This is a genomic window from Acaryochloris thomasi RCC1774, assembly GCF_003231495.1.
In the GTDB taxonomy this organism is placed as follows: Bacteria; Cyanobacteriota; Cyanobacteriia; order Thermosynechococcales; family Thermosynechococcaceae; genus RCC1774.
On record NZ_PQWO01000011.1, the window covers coordinates 54,382 to 71,987 of the forward strand.

At 51.4% G+C, this 17,606-nt stretch carries 19 protein-coding genes; 10 read left to right on the forward strand and 9 right to left on the reverse strand.

What is annotated here, in order from left to right; translation table 11 throughout:
- Positions 1–90: 90 nt before the first annotated feature.
- Positions 91–432, forward strand: coding sequence for a hypothetical protein (locus tag C1752_RS16820; protein ID WP_110987213.1), 342 nt, complete (start codon positions 91–93; stop codon positions 430–432).
- 10 nt (positions 433–442) lie between these two features.
- Here the strand turns inward: C1752_RS16820 and C1752_RS16825 are convergent, their stop codons facing one another.
- The 4 genes from C1752_RS16825 to C1752_RS16840 form a co-directional block, all read right to left on the reverse strand.
- Positions 443–2,362, reverse strand: coding sequence for a tetratricopeptide repeat protein (locus C1752_RS16825; protein ID WP_158535119.1), 1,920 nt, complete (start codon positions 2,360–2,362; stop codon positions 443–445).
- Between the two features lie 157 nt (positions 2,363–2,519).
- A complete protein-coding gene (gene arsH, locus C1752_RS16830) occupies positions 2,520–3,146 on the reverse strand; it encodes an arsenical resistance protein ArsH (protein WP_110987215.1) in 627 nt (208 codons plus the stop codon).
- Positions 3,147–3,192: 46 nt separating this feature from the next.
- Entirely contained in the window at positions 3,193–3,555 is a 363-nt protein-coding gene (locus C1752_RS16835) for a surface-adhesin E family protein (RefSeq protein ID WP_110987216.1), read from the reverse strand.
- A 32-nt stretch (positions 3,556–3,587) separates the two neighbouring features.
- The gene (locus C1752_RS16840; protein ID WP_110987217.1) at positions 3,588–4,754 is read right to left on the reverse strand and encodes an acyltransferase family protein; all 1,167 of its coding nucleotides are present in this window, start codon (positions 4,752–4,754) and stop codon (positions 3,588–3,590) included.
- A 213-nt stretch (positions 4,755–4,967) separates the two neighbouring features.
- Here C1752_RS16840 and C1752_RS16845 point away from each other — a divergent pair, with 213 nt between their 5' ends.
- The 3 genes from C1752_RS16845 (at position 4,968) to C1752_RS16855 (ending at position 9,933) form a co-directional block, all read left to right on the forward strand.
- Positions 4,968–5,849 (forward strand): polysaccharide deacetylase family protein, encoded by an 882-nt coding sequence (locus C1752_RS16845; RefSeq protein ID WP_110987218.1) that lies wholly within the window; start codon positions 4,968–4,970, stop codon positions 5,847–5,849.
- Positions 5,850–6,139: 290 nt separating this feature from the next.
- Entirely contained in the window at positions 6,140–8,620 is a 2,481-nt protein-coding gene (locus C1752_RS16850; RefSeq protein WP_110987219.1) for an EAL domain-containing protein, read from the forward strand.
- 119 nt (positions 8,621–8,739) lie between these two features.
- The gene (locus C1752_RS16855) at positions 8,740–9,933 is read left to right on the forward strand and encodes a homocysteine biosynthesis protein (RefSeq protein WP_110987332.1); all 1,194 of its coding nucleotides are present in this window, start codon (positions 8,740–8,742) and stop codon (positions 9,931–9,933) included.
- A gap of 10 nt (positions 9,934–9,943) precedes the next feature.
- On the opposite strand, the gene psbN is transcribed toward C1752_RS16855, so the two are convergent.
- A complete protein-coding gene (gene psbN / locus C1752_RS16860) occupies positions 9,944–10,084 on the reverse strand; it encodes a photosystem II reaction center protein PsbN (protein ID WP_110987220.1) in 141 nt (46 codons plus the stop codon).
- Between the two features lie 78 nt (positions 10,085–10,162).
- On the opposite strand from psbN, the gene psbH reads away from it, so the two are divergent.
- The 4 genes from psbH (at position 10,163) to C1752_RS16880 (ending at position 12,197) form a co-directional block, all read left to right on the forward strand.
- Complete coding sequence (gene psbH / locus C1752_RS16865; protein ID WP_110987221.1) at positions 10,163–10,366, forward strand: photosystem II reaction center phosphoprotein PsbH; 204 nt, start codon at positions 10,163–10,165, stop codon at positions 10,364–10,366.
- A gap of 151 nt (positions 10,367–10,517) precedes the next feature.
- Positions 10,518–10,823: a TatA/E family twin arginine-targeting protein translocase gene (locus C1752_RS16870; protein ID WP_110987222.1), complete on the forward strand. Its 306-nt coding sequence runs from the start codon at positions 10,518–10,520 to the stop codon at positions 10,821–10,823.
- Entirely contained in the window at positions 10,823–11,446 is a 624-nt protein-coding gene (gene pth / locus C1752_RS16875; protein WP_110987223.1) for an aminoacyl-tRNA hydrolase, read from the forward strand. Before C1752_RS16870 ends, pth begins: the two co-directional genes overlap by 1 nt.
- A 76-nt stretch (positions 11,447–11,522) precedes the next feature.
- The gene (locus tag C1752_RS16880) at positions 11,523–12,197 is read left to right on the forward strand and encodes a Mo-dependent nitrogenase C-terminal domain-containing protein (RefSeq protein ID WP_110987224.1); all 675 of its coding nucleotides are present in this window, start codon (positions 11,523–11,525) and stop codon (positions 12,195–12,197) included.
- Positions 12,198–12,318: 121 nt separating this feature from the next.
- On the opposite strand, the gene C1752_RS16885 is transcribed toward C1752_RS16880, so the two are convergent.
- On the reverse strand, positions 12,319–12,957 hold the full coding sequence (locus C1752_RS16885) for a DVUA0089 family protein (protein ID WP_110987225.1): 639 nt from the start codon (positions 12,955–12,957) through the stop codon (positions 12,319–12,321).
- 48 nt (positions 12,958–13,005) lie between these two features.
- Positions 13,006–14,811: an aspartate--tRNA ligase gene (aspS, locus tag C1752_RS16890; protein WP_110987226.1), complete on the reverse strand. Its 1,806-nt coding sequence runs from the start codon at positions 14,809–14,811 to the stop codon at positions 13,006–13,008.
- A gap of 316 nt (positions 14,812–15,127) precedes the next feature.
- On the opposite strand from aspS, the gene C1752_RS16895 reads away from it, so the two are divergent.
- Together C1752_RS16895 and C1752_RS16900 are read left to right on the forward strand one after the other, a co-directional pair.
- A complete protein-coding gene (locus C1752_RS16895) occupies positions 15,128–15,649 on the forward strand; it encodes an ATP-binding protein (protein WP_110987227.1) in 522 nt (173 codons plus the stop codon).
- 237 nt (positions 15,650–15,886) lie between these two features.
- Positions 15,887–16,894, forward strand: coding sequence for a methyltransferase domain-containing protein (locus C1752_RS16900; RefSeq protein ID WP_110987228.1), 1,008 nt, complete (start codon positions 15,887–15,889; stop codon positions 16,892–16,894).
- A gap of 56 nt (positions 16,895–16,950) precedes the next feature.
- On the opposite strand, the gene C1752_RS16905 is transcribed toward C1752_RS16900, so the two are convergent.
- Both C1752_RS16905 and C1752_RS29010 read right to left on the reverse strand, forming a co-directional pair.
- Positions 16,951–17,175 carry a hypothetical protein gene (locus C1752_RS16905; protein WP_110987229.1) on the reverse strand — a complete coding sequence of 75 codons (225 nt, stop codon included), beginning with the start codon at positions 17,173–17,175 and terminating at the stop codon, positions 16,951–16,953.
- Positions 17,176–17,253: 78 nt separating this feature from the next.
- On the reverse strand, positions 17,254–17,403 hold the full coding sequence (locus C1752_RS29010) for a hypothetical protein (protein ID WP_199464429.1): 150 nt from the start codon (positions 17,401–17,403) through the stop codon (positions 17,254–17,256).
- Between the last annotated feature and the right edge of the window lie 203 nt (positions 17,404–17,606).

The following is a 17,606-nucleotide window of genomic DNA, read 5'->3' on the forward strand; positions in this document are numbered from 1 at the left end:
ATCCCTACGAATGTGTTGTCAAGGCCCTGTCGTAAAACTTTCTGCTGTTAGGGAAAACTAAGTTAGTCAGCATACGGTGATCAACAGCGCATGAAACTTCTCGGCAGATTTTTGGGATTAGTGCTTGTATTGCTTGGCTTATACGTACTGGGCCAAAACATCTACTTCACGACAAATGTCTCTCCCTACTGGTGGCGCGGGCTTGCTGCTGACTCCTCCGTACTGTGTCTTACGAGCGGTATCATCTCTCTATTCTTCTTTCCCAAAGAACTGAAATCCCTTGGCTGGATTGCAATGGGGCTAGGTGTTTTACTTGTCTTCGTCAGCAGTCGAGCTGTCCTACAGCCCACAAGCCTGTGGCAATTCTGCCTATCGACGGCCAGCTTTGTCGGTGGTTACCAGTTGATAACGAAGGGGAAAATTAATCTTTAGAGGATGTTGACTAGTATTGAGCCAGCAGCTCAGGGATAAAGTCATATCCGTCTACTCCAATTTCTTGAATGATTCTAGGGCGCTGCTCTTGAAGCAGATCTTGAAAAGCATCTGCACCGACTTTTCCTTTGAGCACAGTGAGCAATCCTGCGGCTTGAGACCAGTCAGGAGACTCAATTTGCTTGAGCAGATACATCCCCAGACAACCGTAATGAATTGCAGACGCGGGCTGTTCTAAAACATGAAAGGCTTCAGCTAAATTAGTGAAGTTCAATCCCTTAAGATACGAGTCGCCTGACAGATTTGCGGCTCCTAAACCGGCTTCAAGGGCACGGATCGCCTCTTGTGGCTGAGACAATGTTAGGTGTGCAATACCTAGACTGCTGTGACACAACGCCTGACTCTGCAGATCGTTTAACTTCTCTGCGATCTCTAATCCCTGCTGAAGATAGCGCATAGAAATAACGTAGCGATCTGGATCCGCTTGCTCTAGTTGCTGCGCCGCGCAAACTTGACTGAACCCCAAATTAGTGAGCGAATTTGCCTCACCTCGACGATCACCTTGCTCACGACTGAGGATCAAAGCCCGCTGGCTGTCATCAATCGCTTGAGCATATTCCTTCAGAGAGATATGAGTCCGACTGAGGTGATTGAGGTTGGCAATCTCACAGGCTCTATCTTTGGCCGTTCGAGCAACATCCAAAGCCTGCTGATGAAAGTCAAGTGCCTGTTGATTGCGTCCCAAAGCTCTTTGAGAGTAGCCGAGGAGCGTCAGAATGCGGGCTTTCTCATGGGTTCCCTCCACTTGCTTAAGCGGGACATCTAGATAGTCCAGGGTCATATTCAGATAGCCACCGTCAAAGGCCGCAAAGACGCCACCGTAGAGCGGGAAATAGGACTGCTGAGCAAAGCTGCGTAAAATTTGCAGCGTGATCTGGAAGTATGCGTCGGAAAAGCTTTGCTGTTGAGCCAGTTGCCGGGTCCCAACCGCTAGCTCAGACCAGATGCTGGCAAACGTCAGATATGACGAGATCGAGAGTTTTGGCCCCACTCTTGTGTCATAGGCCTGCTGATCAAACCATGACACTAACCCCCGCTGCAGGAACCGCATCACAATCATCAGCTCAATCCAGTCACTCAACTGACAGGTCGAGGCTTGGGCTGCCCACTGTTGAATAGAGATCTGTTGCTGAGCAATGAGCTTGAACAATGTTTGGGTTAAAGATAACCGCGCCAACGGCTGAGCCGGTTCAGCCTGAAAAAAGGCGTTTGTCGTTTGGGTCGGAGTTGCGTCCAGCTTCCTAGCCCAAAACTCCCAAGGGCTTTGGCCCCTTTGAAAACCCGCTTCTCTCGTTGGGGCATCGAAAATCCAGCCGGTGACATGGCTCTGCAGCCGACGACAAGCTGCCAAGCCCTTCTTGAGGCCAGAAGTGACCTGCTTGAGATCCTGCGCTGCAGCGAGACTACGATTCTGCCCGCTTTGCTTGAGTGCAGCAGCCAGTTGCTCAATATCCTGGTTTGTAAAGATAGGGGTGCGATTGAGATCTAGCTCTCCGAGTAAGGCAAGCAATGCCTGTTGTTTGTCTGGAGCTGCGACAATTTTTTGAGTGGCAGCGGTAATGATCGTTGCATTCTGTGTTTTGACGGCTAGCTCTTCCCAAGCCTTTTGCAGCATTTTCATGCCACGACATGAGCGCTCAACCTTTGCTGGGACTTGATCCTTTGAAAATTGACCCGCCTGAGCCTGAAGCTCCTGCTCTCGCTCAGATAAACAGCGTTCTAGCAGCTCTCCCTCGACAGTCATTTGCGAACTTAACTGCTGCCACTCCGTTGCGAAGGCATGCTGTAAAGCTTCTTTGGACAGAAACTCACCGCTCAAGTAGCGACCGAGAAGAGTTTCAATCAGTGTGGAATAAGGTTCGTGTGGCATAAATGATTCTTGAGGATAATCCACTGTTGTCTCCGATAGCTCTGCCTGCGGCATCCTGCAGGCTGATCGGCAGCCTTGTTCAAAGAAACCGCTTCAATTGCTCGTTTTTCGATACTGGCTTCAAAGATAAGGTAGCGAGTAGGAGGCCAAGACGGCATTAGGTCTCAGATGCTTTTTTGCTGGCTTCAGCTTTGCGCTCACTATGACGATCGGTGAGATGATCGACCTTGTCCCGCAGCAGTAGGGTGAACTTGTAGAGTTCTTCCATGACATCTACGATGCGATCGCGATAGGCAGAGTCTTTCATCGTGCCGTCTTCATGGAACTCCTGATAGGCTTTGGCAACAGACGATTGATTGGGAATGGTAAACATCCGCATCCAGCGGCCCAATAGGCGCATTGAGTTAACTGCATTGAACGATTGGGATCCGCCAGAGACTTGCATCACCGCTAGCGTTTTCCCTTGGGTGGGCCGGATTGCGCCTAGCGTTAGGGGCACCCAGTCAATCTGAGTTTTCATCAAGCCCGAAATATTGCCGTGGAGTTCAGGACTCGACCATGCCTGCCCCTCTGACCACTGCACAAGGGTCCGCAGTTCCTGCACTTTAGGATGGGTTTCAGGTTCAGCACCGTGCAGCGGCAGTCCCCGAGGATCAAAGAAACGGACCTCTGCACCAATCTCTTCAATGATTCGCGCGGCTTCTTCTGCTGCAAGGCGACTGTAGGAACGCTCCCGTAAGGAACCGTACAAAAACAAAATGCGGGGTTTGTGCTCAAAAGTCATGGAGACAAGGAAGATGGGATGAAAATATTAGTATCAATCGCACATTTTACTGGTCACAAGCTGATTGTCGAGCTGCTTCATTGAGGGGATCATCCTCAATAGGTTCCCAGTTGCCTTTGCTGGGCTGCTGCTCTGGCTCGATATCTCGGTAGCGATCGCGTTCACAATCATACTCAGTGGTGTAATTCTCAGTCTCAGTCCCTGTAGCCTGGATCGCTTCCATGTAGCTGGCTACAGTCACAAACCTCCCTGATCGTTGTATAGAATCAGTATCGATGTATTGACGTACATTACCCTCGGCTGATTCTGCCACCTGCTGCCATTGAGTCGCTCGTGCGGGAAGTGCTGAGCAGAGGACAAAACTCAGCGTCAATCCCATTACCAGAATTAGCGTTCGACACTTTAGCATCGCTGTTCCCTCCTAAATGTTGAAGCTATTGTTCAAACAGTGATGTACCACCGCCGCCAGTGCAGACCGTAGGCCACTACCCACCAAAATAGCAGAGTTGCAAAGGAGAACAAGAAGCCTGCCGTGGCTGCGCCTGACCAGCTCAAGAAAACATGCTCATAGATCCATGTATATGTCGATGGCGCTTCGTCTCCAGAGCCGATGTTTGTTTTCACGAGCAGCTTAATCACCAAGACTGACGCAACAAAGATAAAAATCGAATTAAGTCCCAGCACCTCTAGCGGTTTACCCCAGCGTTTTTGACCGCGTACCTCAATCAGTTCGTAACAGGCGGCCAACAGCAGCAGCGCCAGCCCCACCGTGAACATCACAAAAGAGCTGCTCCAGAGCTTTTTGTTGATCGGGAACCAGATGCTCCAGACCTGTCCCACCACTAGGCTACCGAGGCCGAACATTGCCAATGTGGTGCTTTGGCTTGATGACCGTACGCCTTTGATTACAGCCGTGGTTCGCAGCCATGTCCCTGTGAAGTAGCCGAGTAGAGTGGTTGCGATCGCAGGTAAAGTCCCGAACAATCCCTCCGGGTCGCCCATATTCTCAAACTGGTCTCCAGCATACAGATGAGCGCTAGGAATAATCAGACGATCAATATAGGCCCCAAAATTGCCGACCCGCGTCAAAGTCCCGGCCCCATACTCTGGCACCGGAATCACTGTCAGTGCCAGCCAGTAGCCGATCAGCAAAACTGCTGTCGCTCCCCACTGAGCCTTGCGCGGTAGCTTCAATACCAGCAGCGCCGTCACGACATAGGCCAAGCTAATCCGCTGTAGAACGCCCATCACTCGAATCGTGCTGAGGTCGTAGGACCAGAAGCCGTTGAGCAGCAGCCCCAGCGCGAACAGCAGCAGCCCCCGCCGCACGATCCGCCAGTAGACCGCCGGGGTCGGTTGATTGTTTGACGTATACTTTGCCAGGGAAAAGGCCATTGCCACGCCAACGATGTATAAAAAAAACGGAAACACAAGATCTGCTAAAGTCCAGCCATCCCAGTCTGCGTGGGCTAGCCAGGGATAGACCTCCGCTGTGATCCCAGCCTTGTTGACCAAGAGCATACCTGCGATCGCAATTCCTCGAAAGACATCAAGAGAACGCAGGCGTCTTTGGGCAGTTGGCACCGTAGCGGCAGGTGAAGCAGACATAGACCGTATCTAAAATAATGATTAAAGGTTTTATTCGCCAAAACAGGGCGTAAGTCTTTGATTCACAGTGTATGACACTGCGTTCACGGCCCTAGCATTCGGCTTCCCAGTGTTATGCTATGTCGGGGAATGTGGGTCACTTATTTAGTTTTCTGTGCTGCTCTAGCTCTTTAAAAATTCCAAAATTAGACGATCAAAAATTAGACGATCAAAATGGCCTACTCGACGAGTAATAATCGTTCCTGGAGTTTAGCTGTTGTGGGGGCAGCGCTACTGGGGATCGGGGGACTGGTGTGGCAGTTCACGGGTTTACGCACCGCGGTGCCAAACTTGGTGAATCCCAGCGCCATCAGCCAAGCAACGCTCATAGCGGAATCAGAGGCTGCCTTTGCTCACACCGCTGGACTCATTGCTGAAGCAGAGAAGCAAAAGCTGTACAACGTCACTGTACCGCCGCAGTTTGTGGGCAAAACCATTAAAGACGTCAAGCTAAAACCTGATCAAAAATATATTGCCCTCACCTTTGATGATGGTCCGTGGCCTGAGGTCACCAATAATATTCTCTACACGCTCAAGGCCCACGGCGTCAGGGCCACTTTCTTTGTCGTTGGCCTGCACGTACAGACCTATCCCGAACAGCTTCGGCAGGTCGTTGCTGAGGGACATGTTTTAGCCAATCACACCTGGAATCATCGCTATCACAAATTTTCATCAGCAGAGGCCGCCGTTCAACTGAAAAAAACAGCGGACATCATCTACAAGGAAACGGGCGTAAAGACGGCCCTGTTCCGGCCCCCAGGTGGCAAGCTCCACAATGGCCTTGTCAAATATGCCAACGCCCACAAATACAGCTCAATTATGTGGTCTCAGGATTCAGGAGACACCTCCCGTATCTCGTCATCCAGAATTTTGGCTAATATTCTCGCAGGTGCTAAACCAGGGGCGATTATCCTCATGCATGACGGTGGTGGGGATCGTCTCAAAACAGCCTCTATGCTGCCTCAGGCGATCAAAGAGCTTAAGAAACGTGGCTATCAATTTGTGACGGTACCCGAGCTATTTGAGCTTTCGGCGCAGAATAACGCTCCGAATTAGGAGCGATGTCTTCGAAATAAAGCTGTATTCCCATATAAAAGCGCTTAAAGTCCCGCGCTCAGAATTAGGAGAGGGATTTAGGGAGAAGGCCGTGCAATACTTTAGCTAAAGTGAGATGCTACCGGGTTTATGTCTTCTGTCGTGTTCAGGCGAGAGTCGGTCCGCACCGATTAAAATCTCAAATTTAGTAACAAAATTCTAAATAATGGCCTAGTTCTGTCAGATTCATAGTGCAGCGGGGAAGCCTATGCAAATGGGCCAAAGAACATCGACTCAGGTTTCATTCGGCTATGTCATCCAATGATTCATCGTCTCAAGCTGCAGATCACCCAAAACCGTTGGCTTCAGACCCTCCACTTACCGAGATTTCGGCTAACCGCGACGCCCTTTTAGCCGCTTTAACACTGCGAATGCGGCGGTCGCTTAGCTCTAGCGAAATTCTGCAGGCCACCGTTACTGACCTGCAGCACTTTTTCGCAGCGGAGCGGGTGATTCTCTGTCGGTTCGGTGCTGACTGGCGCGGCATGGTGGTTATGGAGTCGGCGGGGGCCGGAGTTCCTTCGCTTTTGGGGACAGAAATTGACGCTCGCTCTTCAAGCTCTGACTGGATTGAATCCTACTTAAAAGGTGCAGGACAGGCGATTGCCGATCTGACCGTCACCTCTGCAGAAAACGGTGACTTGTCAGAGGACCATCGTAATTTTTTGACGGCACTCCAGGCTCGCTCGCATCTGATCATGCCCGTTCTCCAGGACCATCAACAGGCCTCAACGCTTGGTGGTTGGGCTGCTAGCGCTCTTCAGGGGCGTTCTCAGCAGGCTCAATTATGGGGGCTACTGGTGGTGCAGCACTGTTCGGCCCCTCGGCAGTGGCAGGCTGCTGAGATGGAGACACTAGAGCAGTTGAGTACATTGGTTGCGATCGCAATTCGTCAAGGCGATCTCTATAGCGTTGCCCAAGCCGAACTGATCAAGCGACAGCGCGCCGACGCCGAAAAACGTCGTCTCAAGCAGGTGCTGCAGCAGCGACAGCAAAGTCAGCCCGCCCTCCATGACACCCTGCAGCAAGAAATTGCTCAGCGTCATCATCTAGAAGCTGTGCTGGCTCATGAACAATCCCTCGCTCAAGTAACGCTGCAGGCTGTCAGAGATGCTGTGATTACCGTTGATCTAGAGGGCGAAATTCAGACCCTCAACCCCGCCGCCGAACGCCTAACCGGGTGGTCTACAGTAGAGGCCCAGTCCCATCCTTTAATGACGGTCTTTCGGGTCGTTGATGAGGTCAGTCGTCAACCCCTGATCAGCCCGCTAGAACGGCCAGATGCCCGTGAATACCAGTTGGGTCTGCTCCTCAATCAAGGCGGTAGTGAACACCTCGTCGACATTGTTGTCATGCCCATTCACAACCAAGATGGGCAGCCCCTCGGCACTGTGGTTGTTTTCAACGATGTCACCCAGTCTCATCAGCTAGAACAGGATCTTTCTTGGCATGCAACCCATGACAGTCTGACCCAGTTAATGAATCGACGAACCTTTGAACAAAAGCTGATCGAGACGATTACTAGAGTCAAAGACACGGATCAACAAAGCGTTTTGTGCTGCATCGACCTTGATCAATTCAAAGTGATCAACGATACCTGTGGCCATGTTGCCGGCGATCAGTTACTCAAGCAGGTGACGAACCTATTGAAGCAATGGACGCGATCAACAGATACCTTAGCGCGCCTCAGCGGTGATGAATTTGGCCTCTTGCTCCATCAATGCTCCTTAGAGCAAGCCTCCCAAACGGCAGACGACCTACGAGAACGGCTACAAGAGACCCCCTTCAAATGGCAGGGCCAACGATTCAACGTCAGCGCTAGCATTGGTCTGGTCTGCATTGACGCCGATATCCACGATGCACCAATGGCTCTCAGTGCGGCAGATGCAGCCTGCTTTGCCGCCAAGCAAAAGGGGCGAAACAATCTTCATATCTACCGCAGTACCGATCAAGAACTCGCACAGCAGCGCAATGAGCGCCAGTGGGTTGCTCGCATTCATGAGGCTCTAGAGAAGGGTCGCTTTCGTCTCTATAGTCAGCCCATCCGCCCTCTAATCGCTGCCCACCCTGATATCCATTGCGAGGTCTTGCTGCGGCTCGTTGAGAGCGACGGAACGCTCGTTCTGCCGATGGACTTTATCCCTGCGGCTGAGCGCTATGATTTAATGCCCATGATCGATCGCTGGGTGGTTGAGACCTTTTGTCGTCACTATCAAACGCGTCAATCAAGGGCCAAGAATCTTCGCTGTCTCTACAACATCAACCTGTCGGGCACCAGCATCAACAGCCCTCAGTTTTTGACATTTTTGCAGGATCAATTGGCTCGCTACCAGATTCTGCCCGAGACGATTTGTTTTGAAATTACTGAGACCGCTGCTATTTCCGATCTCGATCAGGCCGCTCAGTTTATTCAATCCTTGAGGCAGCTGGGCTGCAGCTTCGCTCTCGATGATTTCGGACGCGGCATGAGTTCCCTCGCCTACTTGAAAAACTTACCGGTCGACTATCTCAAAATTGATGGTGGATTTATTAAGCAGCTTGTGAGCAGTCACACCGACGCCGCCATTGTGGACTGCTTTAATCACCTCAGTCATGAGCTGGGCATCTCGACTATTGCTGAATGCGTCGAGAACGACATCACGCTGAAAAGGCTGAAAAGCATGGGAGTTGACTACGTACAAGGATTCGGGATTGCCAAGCCGCTTCCCCTCAAGTTCTCCTGTGCAGCCTAGCGGTGGAGAGTAGAACCTCTTTTGTCCCTATCCAAGACCGCCCATAACTCAGCTTCCGAGCCGTAAGATAGGGGCAGACTTCCATCTCTTGCGGGTGCCGCAATCACGATATGACTTCCCTGCGCACGATTGCTGATATCAATCACAAAATTCGTCAGGGCTCGGTTAACGTGCTGACTGTCGAAGCTCTCAAGGCTCGGGTTGCAGAAGTCGGCGTTCCCCAAACGGCTCAAGAGGTTGATGTGGTGACCACTGGCACCTTTGAACCGATGGAATCCTCCGGCGCTATTCTCAATTTGGGACATACCGATCCGCCGATCAAAATTCGTCAGTGCTGGATTGATGGGGTGTTGGCTTACTCTGGCTTTGGTGCTGTCGATCTTTATTTGGGTGCCTCTCAGCCTGCTGAGACCGGTATTAGCGATAACGATGGAGAAGATGCTCGTGAGCGGGGTGGTGGGCATGTCATCGAAGACTTGATTGCCGGGAAAGCTCTGCCGCTGCGTGCGCTAGGCCAAAGCACAGACTGCTATCCACGCTCGGCCATGAACACGCTGATCACGCGCGAGAGCATCAATCAGTTTTACCTTTTTAATCCGCGTAACCTTTATCAAAACTTTCTAGTGGGCGTCAACGGAGGCGATCGGCTCCTCAATACCTATTTGGGACCGCTGCAGCCTCAGTTGGGCAATGCGGTTTATTCAAATCCCGGTGCTCTTTCGCCTCTCCTCAACGACCCTAAGCTAAGACTCGTTGGAGTGGGTACAAAAATTTTTCTCGGGGGCGGAATTGGCTACGTTACCTGGGAAGGTACCCAGCATTTTCCGCTGCAGAAAAGGTTGGCCAACAATACTCCCATTGGCCCCGCCGCGACGCTAGCTTTGATTGGTGATGCCAAGCAGATGAACTCTGAGTGGGTTCGGGGCTGCCATTTCAAAAACTATGGCCCCTCGCTCATGCTAGGCGTGGGTGTTCCCCTACCCGTGCTGGATGAATCCGTGATTCAAGCCTGCGCCGTCAGCGACCAAGAGCTAGTTGCACCTGTGATCGATTTCTCAATTCCTCGACGGGTGAGACCGACCTTTGGACTCGTGAGCTATGCGCAGCTAAAGTCAGGTTCACTAACGATTGAACGCAAGCGAGTTCGCACAGCTCCCCTTGCGAGTCTCCACTTATCGCGACAGGTGGCAATAGAGCTTAAACAGTGGATTGAGTCAGGCGAGTTTACGCTTACTGAACCCGTGGCAGAGATACCTTGCGATCGCACCTTCTTGCCGCAGGACAGCAGAGGGAGCCAGATGAATCTGACTTGATCCCCTACAATTAATCTTCGTGTTCTTCAAAGGGATCAGCGAGTGCCTGAGCTGGCGGACCGAAGGCTGTGTATACAGCGTAGACCGTGAATGCAATGACGGTTGCCGCCAAAGTAATGATAAGAACTGTTGCCGGGTCTGAGAGTTGCATAATTTTTTGAGTCAGGTTCCTTTATAATATTAACGAATGTTAAAAAACTTTGTTCATTATTATTGTTACAGGTGACCTATGGCAAGACAAACCTGGTTAGGCGACATCCTTAAGCCATTCAATTCCGAAGCAGGCAAGTTCGTTCCTGGCTGGGGAACAACTCCGGTCATGGTTGGATTTATGATTGCGATGGCGTTGCTATTGTTGATCCTGCTTGAGATCTACAATTCTTCAATCATCTTGGACGGTGCAAGCGTTAGCTGGTCTAGCCTTGGCGGCTAGGGCATCTGTCCTATTCCGCGATTGCTCCTAATGCCTTAGCGGAAAAATTGATATCTTAGCCCCGGTTCTGCCGGGGCTTTTTATCGGCCCGCCTGCAGAGCGATGCTCTAGAATTCAAGGTAAGGCAATCATTTTTCCAGGAGGAGTCCCCATGAACGTATTTGGCATTGGTCTACCAGAAATGGTGTTGATCCTTGTTGTGGCTCTCCTTATTTTTGGCCCCAAGAAGCTGCCTGAGATTGGCCGAAGTTTGGGTAAGGGCCTAAAAAGCTTCCAAGATGCCTCTAAAGAGTTTGAGACAGAGTTCAAGCGTGAGGCGGATCGCTTGAATGACACCCTCAGCGAACCCATGAAAGCAACGCTTGAGACACCGCCCCAGCTTGCTGAGTCACCCACAGACACCACAATGGATCCTCAGGAAACCACAGTAGAGGCCCCCACCCCCTCAGAAACCTAATGCCGACCCGTCCCCCCTCTTTAGTGATCCCTTCGCTGATTGTCGGTCTTGGTAATCCGGGCAGCAAGTATGACAGAACGCGTCATAATATTGGCTTCGATGCTATTGATCGACTGGCGAGTCGATGGCAGATCCCGCTGGCAGAACAGCGTCGATTTCAAGGGGCAGTGGGCGACGGCATGGCGATGCCAGGGCACCGCATTCGGCTATTGAAGCCCCAAACCTACATGAATAGATCCGGGCAGTCTATCCGAGCTGTTCTGGATTGGTTTAAGCTGTCGCCGCAGTCTGTGTTGCTGGTCTATGACGACATGGATTTGCCGGTGGGTAAAATCCGGTTGCGACTGTCGGGTTCAGCCGGTGGTCATAATGGGATGAAATCAACCATCTCTCATCTGGGGACTCAAGATTTCCCGCGGCTGCGAATCGGCATCAGCAACCCGCAGGCGTCTGGACCGTCGAAAGATATGATCTCTCACGTATTGGGCCGCTTTGCGCCGCAGGAGCTGAAGGTGCTGCCTGCTGTTCTAGATGGCGTTGTCCAGGCCGTGGAAATGAGTCTTACGCAGGGTGTTGAGAAAACGATGAGTCTTTATAACGGTCTTGATTTAGCGACATTTTGAAACTGAGTAGCCTTGAACGCTGCCAAGTCGTGTTTTGATGATCTAGGATTATGCTTTGTCGCGCAATCACACTTCTATGACAACTAGCACTCAATTTACGCCGACCCCTGCACAAGTGACGATTTGGTTGCGTGGGTTACTCACGGTGGCTTGGGCCGATGGGCAGTTCGATGCCGAAGAGCAAGCGCTGATTGAAGGACTTATCTCTCAAGATCCTGTGCCTGAGGTCAAGATAGAGACCTTTGAACCGATCTCTGCGGCTGACTTAGCGGCAGGGCTAGGCGATGATCCGCAAACGGCTGAGAACTTTTTACGAACGGCTGTGATGGTTGCTTTAGCCGACGGTCTTTACTCTAGCCAAGAAGATCAGTTACTAACAGGGTTCGGCAAGGCCCTGAACCTCCAGGTCGATGCCCTCGATTCGCTCCGCCATACTCTAGATGGTGAACATTCTGATCTCCCAGCTGAGGCGCAGCCATCAGGACAACAGGCACCTGACGTCTTGAAACCTGTTCGACAATGGTTGGATGGCTTTGAAGTCCAAGATCCTAAAGTTGCCAAGTTTTTGTGCTCTATGATTCCGTCCCAGTGCCCCTTTGAGCGCACGGTGACTTTGTTTGGCAAGAAAGTGGTTCATATCCCGCCACTCTGCAAGCTCAATCCACTCTATGAGCAGTTGGTGGGTCTACGGTTTCGATCGCTATCTTACTTAGCTGACGATTGTAAAGAGGATGTTTCTGCTTACATATAGCAGCGCAGACTCTAGAGCGCCATTGATACTTGTATTTGTGTAGACCGTGGGTGAGTTCAAATGGCTCTGGCCTGGGGTAGGGCAATCTCAAAAGAGGTAAGGACCACCCTTACATTAAGCTCTACGACTGTTGGCGTTTTTTTCGTGCCGCTAGAGTCAGCCCCAAGAGGAGACCGGAAGCCATAATACTTGAGGGTTCAGGTACCTGCACTGTCGCTACCCATTTATTGGTGCGAGAATCTGCATTTGTGTCACAAAACTGGCCTGCATCACAGCCGAAGATGCTAGTGAAGTTGGGCTGCCCCTGCTGCGAAAAGCCGTCTGACAGATTTCCAGTCAAGTCAGGGGAAAAGTTAAAAAAGTTTCTAAACTGAGTCACGGCAACGGTGTAGCTACCTGGATCAAGGATAGGACGTAACCCAGAATCTGAGGCAGATCCGGTCACGGGATCAGATTGGCCGAACCCACTGTCGTCGTTGAAATCAATGAAGCTGTCGCTACTGTCAAAGAGAGAGAGGATGGGGTCAAAGCCACCTGCTTCGGTGCCGTCGCTAAGTGTGCTGCCGCCATAGGAGAGCGTTTCGATTGTGACTTGACTTCGGTCACTAACCGTAAAGTTGAATAGAGAGACGTCATCATCTGTTGCTAGGCTACCGGAGAAGCTTAGACTGACAGCCTGTGCTTGTTGTCCTATTGAAGCAAGAACAATTCCGCTAGACAAGGCAATGCTGGCTGTGAGTGTCGTGAATGAATTAATCATGTATACGCAGGTGGGCTTGGAGTTTACGTTGATAAGTTAGTGATTGTCTCACTTAGTTGATTCATTGTCCGCTTCATAGGTGGAAGCAATGTAAAGCTCTTGCAACTGTTTGGAGTCTACAGTAGATGGAGCTTGAGTGAGGAGACAGCGGGCTTGCTGGGTTTTAGGAAATGCGATCGCATCTCGAATCGACTGTTCCCCAGCCAACAACATAACAAGGCGATCAATTCCGAAGGCAATCCCGCCGTGGGGCGGCGTTCCGTACTTAAACGCCTCTAGCAAAAAGCCAAATTTGTCTTGGGCTTCCTCATCAGAGAGACCAATCGCTTCAAACACTTTCTCTTGAAGATCGGCCTGATAGATTCGCAAGCTACCGCCGCCCAGCTCTAAACCGTTGTAGACCAGATCGTAAGCCTGGGCGCGAGCCGTCTTCAGATCCTCTTGATCTTCAGGTAGCGGAGCCGTAAATGGATGGTGAATGGCTTCTAGGCGCTTTTCATCCGCGTTCCACTCAAACATCGGGAAGTCTGTGACCCAGAGCAAGTTGATCTGGTCTGGGTCAATGAGGCCCATCTCCTGCCCAATGGCGAGTCGCAGTCGTGCGAGGGAGGCATTCACAATCTCTGTTGGACCCGCTCCGAATAAGAGCAGGTGCCCTGGCTTGGCTCCAGTGCGCTCAAGCAGTTCTGCTGTGCGTTTGGGGCTGAGGTTATCTTTAATGGCTCCAATGCTGTCGATGCCACCGTCTTCCCGGACTCGGATGTAGGCCAGTCCCTTTGCCCCCCCTTCTGCGGCTTCCCGGAACAAATCGCCACTTTTACCGGGCTTAATACGAACGTTTGAGATGGCGTCATTGCCGTTGGGCACCGGCAGCACTTTGACCGTACCGCCCTGCTTAATGGCACCGGAGAAGACCTTAAAGCCCGAATCATGGAGCAGATCAGAAACGTCCACCAGCTCTAGCCCGAAGCGAGTATCGGGGCGGTCAGTGCCGTAGCGATCCATTGCGTTGGCATAGGTGATCTGCGGAAAGGTTTCGGGTAAATCAACGCCCTTCACGGTTTTGAATAGGTGCCGCATCATCTGCTCGTTGAGGGCGATGATTTCATCCTGAGACATGAAGCTCATTTCCATGTCGAGCTGGGTGAACTCGGGCTGACGATCGGCCCGCAAATCTTCGTCCCGGAAGCAGCGAGCAATCTGGTAGTAGCGATCAAATCCAGACACCATCAGCATTTGTTTAAAGAGCTGAGGCGACTGGGGCAGGGCAAACCATTCCCCAGGGTTGGCGCGGCTGGGCACCAGATAGTCTCTGGCCCCTTCGGGGGTAGAGCGGGTGAGGATGGGCGTCTCGATTTCGATAAACTGCTGCTGATCTTCAAGAAAGCGCCGCAGCGTTTTGATGATCTGATGCCGGAGCAGCATGTTCTTTTGCATGCGATCGCGTCTCAGATCCAGGTAACGATACTTGAGCCGCAGTTCTTCTTTAACAGACTCAGTATCGGCCGCCGCAACCTGAAAGGGCATCTGCTTTTGAACAGAATTTAAAAGCTCAAGCTGATCGGCATAGATTTCAACTTCGCCTGTGGGCAGATTGGGGTTGAGCGAATCCTCCGGGCGGGGAGAGACGCGTCCCTGCACTTTGATGACATATTCATTGCGTATATCCTCTGCGAGTGAGTAAGTCTCTGGCGTTCGTTCCGGGTCGCTAACGATCTGGACAATGCCGTTGCGATCTCGCAGATCGAGAAAAATAACGCCACCGTGATCCCGTCTCCGATCAATCCAGCCGAAAAGCGTGACTGTTTGACCAGAGTGGTCCCCCCGAAGTTCACCGCAGTAATGGGTACGCATATCGAACAATTGCTTCCTAATAAACTCAAATGCACCCGCTGAGCAGGGGGCGCATAACACTTGCAAATTTCCCCATTATTGCAGCAATACCCCCGCAGATACAGCACTGCCAATATCCGACAATGGAACTGCGCTTTTCAAGCTAAAGATGAGACAGATGCATTCAAGACGATGGCCGTTCTCATATCTCTGGATCGTCTGTAGAGCTTGGCTCCGTCTGGGTCAGTCGGTCACTGGTCAACTCTCGCCACCGGACTCGATATTCCCTATACTTCAGCAAAGACCTACAGTAAGCTAGCGCGTCAAGCTTTAAAAAATGAGTAAGCTACTGTGTCATTTCTTAATTGGGATTCCGGGTGCGGGCAAAACCACCTTTGCTCATCAACTGCTGGCCCGTATTCCTCAGTCTGTTCATATTTCCCCAGATCTGATTCGAGAACAGCTCTACGATGATCCGGTTATTCAGGGGGACTGGTCTGCCATTGAACATAAAGTTCAGCAGCTTTTCCAGGATGCTATTGGGCGAGAGTGGTCTGTGATCTATGACGCCACCAATGCAGAACGCAAGTGGCGCACCAGCTTTTTACGAGATAACACGCCTCCCCCCGTCCAATGGCTTGGCTGGGTGTTTCAAACGCCAGTGACCGACTGCATTGCTCGCAACCAGAATCGTGAGCGTACAGTGCCCATGGACGTGATTATTGACTATGCCCAATTACTCAATCAGTTTCCTCCCACTCTATCTGAGGGCTTTTGCCACATTCTTGATGTTCCCCTCGACGACCAGGGGGCTGTCGATATAGAGAAAGTGCTCCGACTCATTGAGCAGCATCAGTGAAATATTCGATTCCTGGCGATCTAATGCCTCTCTAAATACATCCCTCAGAGACGTTCTACGCATCAATCTCTCTGCCTTGCTTACGGCTTCTTTCGCGTCTGCGTCTCTAGAAATAGGGTCCGCAGCGCTTCAGCGTTAGACAAAGTTTCGGCTGCATCATCACAAAAAGTCATGATTTCCACAAGTAGACAAAAACAGTGGAGATGTTCACAATAATTTAAAAAGGCCGAATACTACATGACCACACTGCTCTCTATTCTGGGGATTCTGCTAGCTCTCTTAATCACTGCCGTGGCGCTCTATTTAGTCACGGCTCGTCGGTACCAATCGTCTAGCTCTGTCGCCAACTCATACGACCAATGGACAGAAGATGGGCTACTAGAGTTCTATTGGGGCGAACATATCCATCTCGGACACTATGGTTCACCCCCTCGCCGAAAAGCATTTTTGCAGGCTAAGGCTGACTTTGTGCACGAAATGGTCCGTTGGGGAGGCTTAGAGCAGCTTCCAGTCGGCACCACTGTCTTAGATGTGGGGTGCGGCATCGGCGGCAGTAGCCGAATTTTGGCCCAGGACTATGGCTTTGATGTGACGGGCGTTACCATTAGCCCGCAACAGGTTCAGCGCGCTCAGCAACTAACGCCCTCAGGTCTGACGGCCACATTTAAAGTGGATGACGCGATGGCGCTGTCCTTCCCGGATGCAAGCTTTGATGTGGTTTGGTCTGTGGAGGCGGGGCCACACATGCCTGACAAAGATATTTTTGCAAGAGAACTGATGCGGGTGCTTAAGCCCGGGGGGGTACTTGTGGTTGCGGACTGGAACCAGCGGGATGACCGCCAAAAGCCTCTTAATTTCTGGGAGAAGCCTGTGATGCGGCAGCTTCTCGATCAGTGGTCTCACCCGGCTTTTTCCAGCATTGAGGGCTTCTCTGAACGCTTAGCGGCCACAGGATTTGTCGAAGGACATGTGATTGCTGCGGATTGGACGGCCGAAACGCTGCCTTCTTGGCTTGACTCCATTTGGCAGGGGATTGCTCGTCCCAGCGGACTGGTTCGCTTTGGTCTATCTGGCTTGATTAAATCAACGCGAGAAATCCCGACCATTCTGCTGATGCGCTTGGCATTTGGCGCAGGGCTATGTCGATTTGGAATGTTTCGCGCTGTGCGCGCTCAGAGTGCTGAGGGGCAAGAGGCTCAGGCTCGCTCCTTTTCTCAGTCCACAGCTAACGCAACGCTGCCTTAAATCGGGTGGGCTGATTTGAAAATGGAAAGAACGGATGCCTCTTTGCTTGGAGCGATCTACTGTGCGGGCTGGCTCACCGATTCCCAAAGTGTGCCTTCGTGACCCACGACATTGATCTCTGTATCCTTGAGATCAGCCGTGATCTGACTCGAGGATTCGCTGAGTGATGCTCGTGTTGCCGTGTAACCAGCGACAAACATTGAGAAAGCTACGGCTAAGGAGGCAACGACTACTAAGTCGGAGGAAATGCCGCCTGTACCTGCAGATGATTGATAACTCATAAAGTGAACTCCTAGGAAGCTTCTGGCTTTATGGTCTCAGTTATTTTTGTATCAACAGATACTCTTTATCTTTTTTTACTATTCTGGGATGGAACTGATCTGGAGTGGCGTCAGAAATTGTTCGGTCAAGGACAGGGGCAAATCGGCTTGATGGGAGAGCACGCCGTGGCTGGCCCCGGCGAGTAGGCCCAGTAATGCTGAATAGAGAACGGGAATGAAGCTGTTCATGCTGTCGATCGTAAGATGTTAACAAATCTTCTCGTTTTGCCCGAAGTGATTCTGTAGCCATACTGACCGTTTCAGAGGCAGAGGCTTTGTGATATGCAGTTTTTGCTAGTGAAATATGCGCTTGTTGCTGATTTTGTTGTCAAGTCGGTCAATCAAGGTGTCTGTTAAGATCCCTGAGGGGGCATTGCTTTTGATCGGCCATA

Coding starts and splice junctions, on each gene's coding strand:
- C1752_RS16820 (WP_110987213.1), top strand. CDS start 91: ATGAAACTTCTCGGCAGATTTTTGGGATTAGTGCTTGTATTGCTTGGC.
- C1752_RS16825 (WP_158535119.1), bottom strand. CDS start 2,362: ATGCCACACGAACCTTATTCCACACTGATTGAAACTCTTCTCGGTCGC.
- arsH (WP_110987215.1), bottom strand. CDS start 3,146: ATGACTTTTGAGCACAAACCCCGCATTTTGTTTTTGTACGGTTCCTTA.
- C1752_RS16835 (WP_110987216.1), bottom strand. CDS start 3,555: ATGCTAAAGTGTCGAACGCTAATTCTGGTAATGGGATTGACGCTGAGT.
- C1752_RS16840 (WP_110987217.1), bottom strand. CDS start 4,754: ATGTCTGCTTCACCTGCCGCTACGGTGCCAACTGCCCAAAGACGCCTG.
- C1752_RS16845 (WP_110987218.1), top strand. CDS start 4,968: ATGGCCTACTCGACGAGTAATAATCGTTCCTGGAGTTTAGCTGTTGTG.
- C1752_RS16850 (WP_110987219.1), top strand. CDS start 6,140: ATGTCATCCAATGATTCATCGTCTCAAGCTGCAGATCACCCAAAACCG.
- psbN (WP_110987220.1), bottom strand. CDS start 10,084: ATGCAACTCTCAGACCCGGCAACAGTTCTTATCATTACTTTGGCGGCA.
- psbH (WP_110987221.1), top strand. CDS start 10,163: ATGGCAAGACAAACCTGGTTAGGCGACATCCTTAAGCCATTCAATTCC.
- C1752_RS16870 (WP_110987222.1), top strand. CDS start 10,518: ATGAACGTATTTGGCATTGGTCTACCAGAAATGGTGTTGATCCTTGTT.
- pth (WP_110987223.1), top strand. CDS start 10,823: ATGCCGACCCGTCCCCCCTCTTTAGTGATCCCTTCGCTGATTGTCGGT.
- C1752_RS16880 (WP_110987224.1), top strand. CDS start 11,523: ATGACAACTAGCACTCAATTTACGCCGACCCCTGCACAAGTGACGATT.
- C1752_RS16885 (WP_110987225.1), bottom strand. CDS start 12,957: ATGATTAATTCATTCACGACACTCACAGCCAGCATTGCCTTGTCTAGC.
- aspS (WP_110987226.1), bottom strand. CDS start 14,811: ATGCGTACCCATTACTGCGGTGAACTTCGGGGGGACCACTCTGGTCAA.
- C1752_RS16895 (WP_110987227.1), top strand. CDS start 15,128: ATGAGTAAGCTACTGTGTCATTTCTTAATTGGGATTCCGGGTGCGGGC.
- C1752_RS16900 (WP_110987228.1), top strand. CDS start 15,887: ATGACCACACTGCTCTCTATTCTGGGGATTCTGCTAGCTCTCTTAATC.
- C1752_RS16905 (WP_110987229.1), bottom strand. CDS start 17,175: ATGAGTTATCAATCATCTGCAGGTACAGGCGGCATTTCCTCCGACTTA.
- C1752_RS29010 (WP_199464429.1), bottom strand. CDS start 17,403: ATGAACAGCTTCATTCCCGTTCTCTATTCAGCATTACTGGGCCTACTC.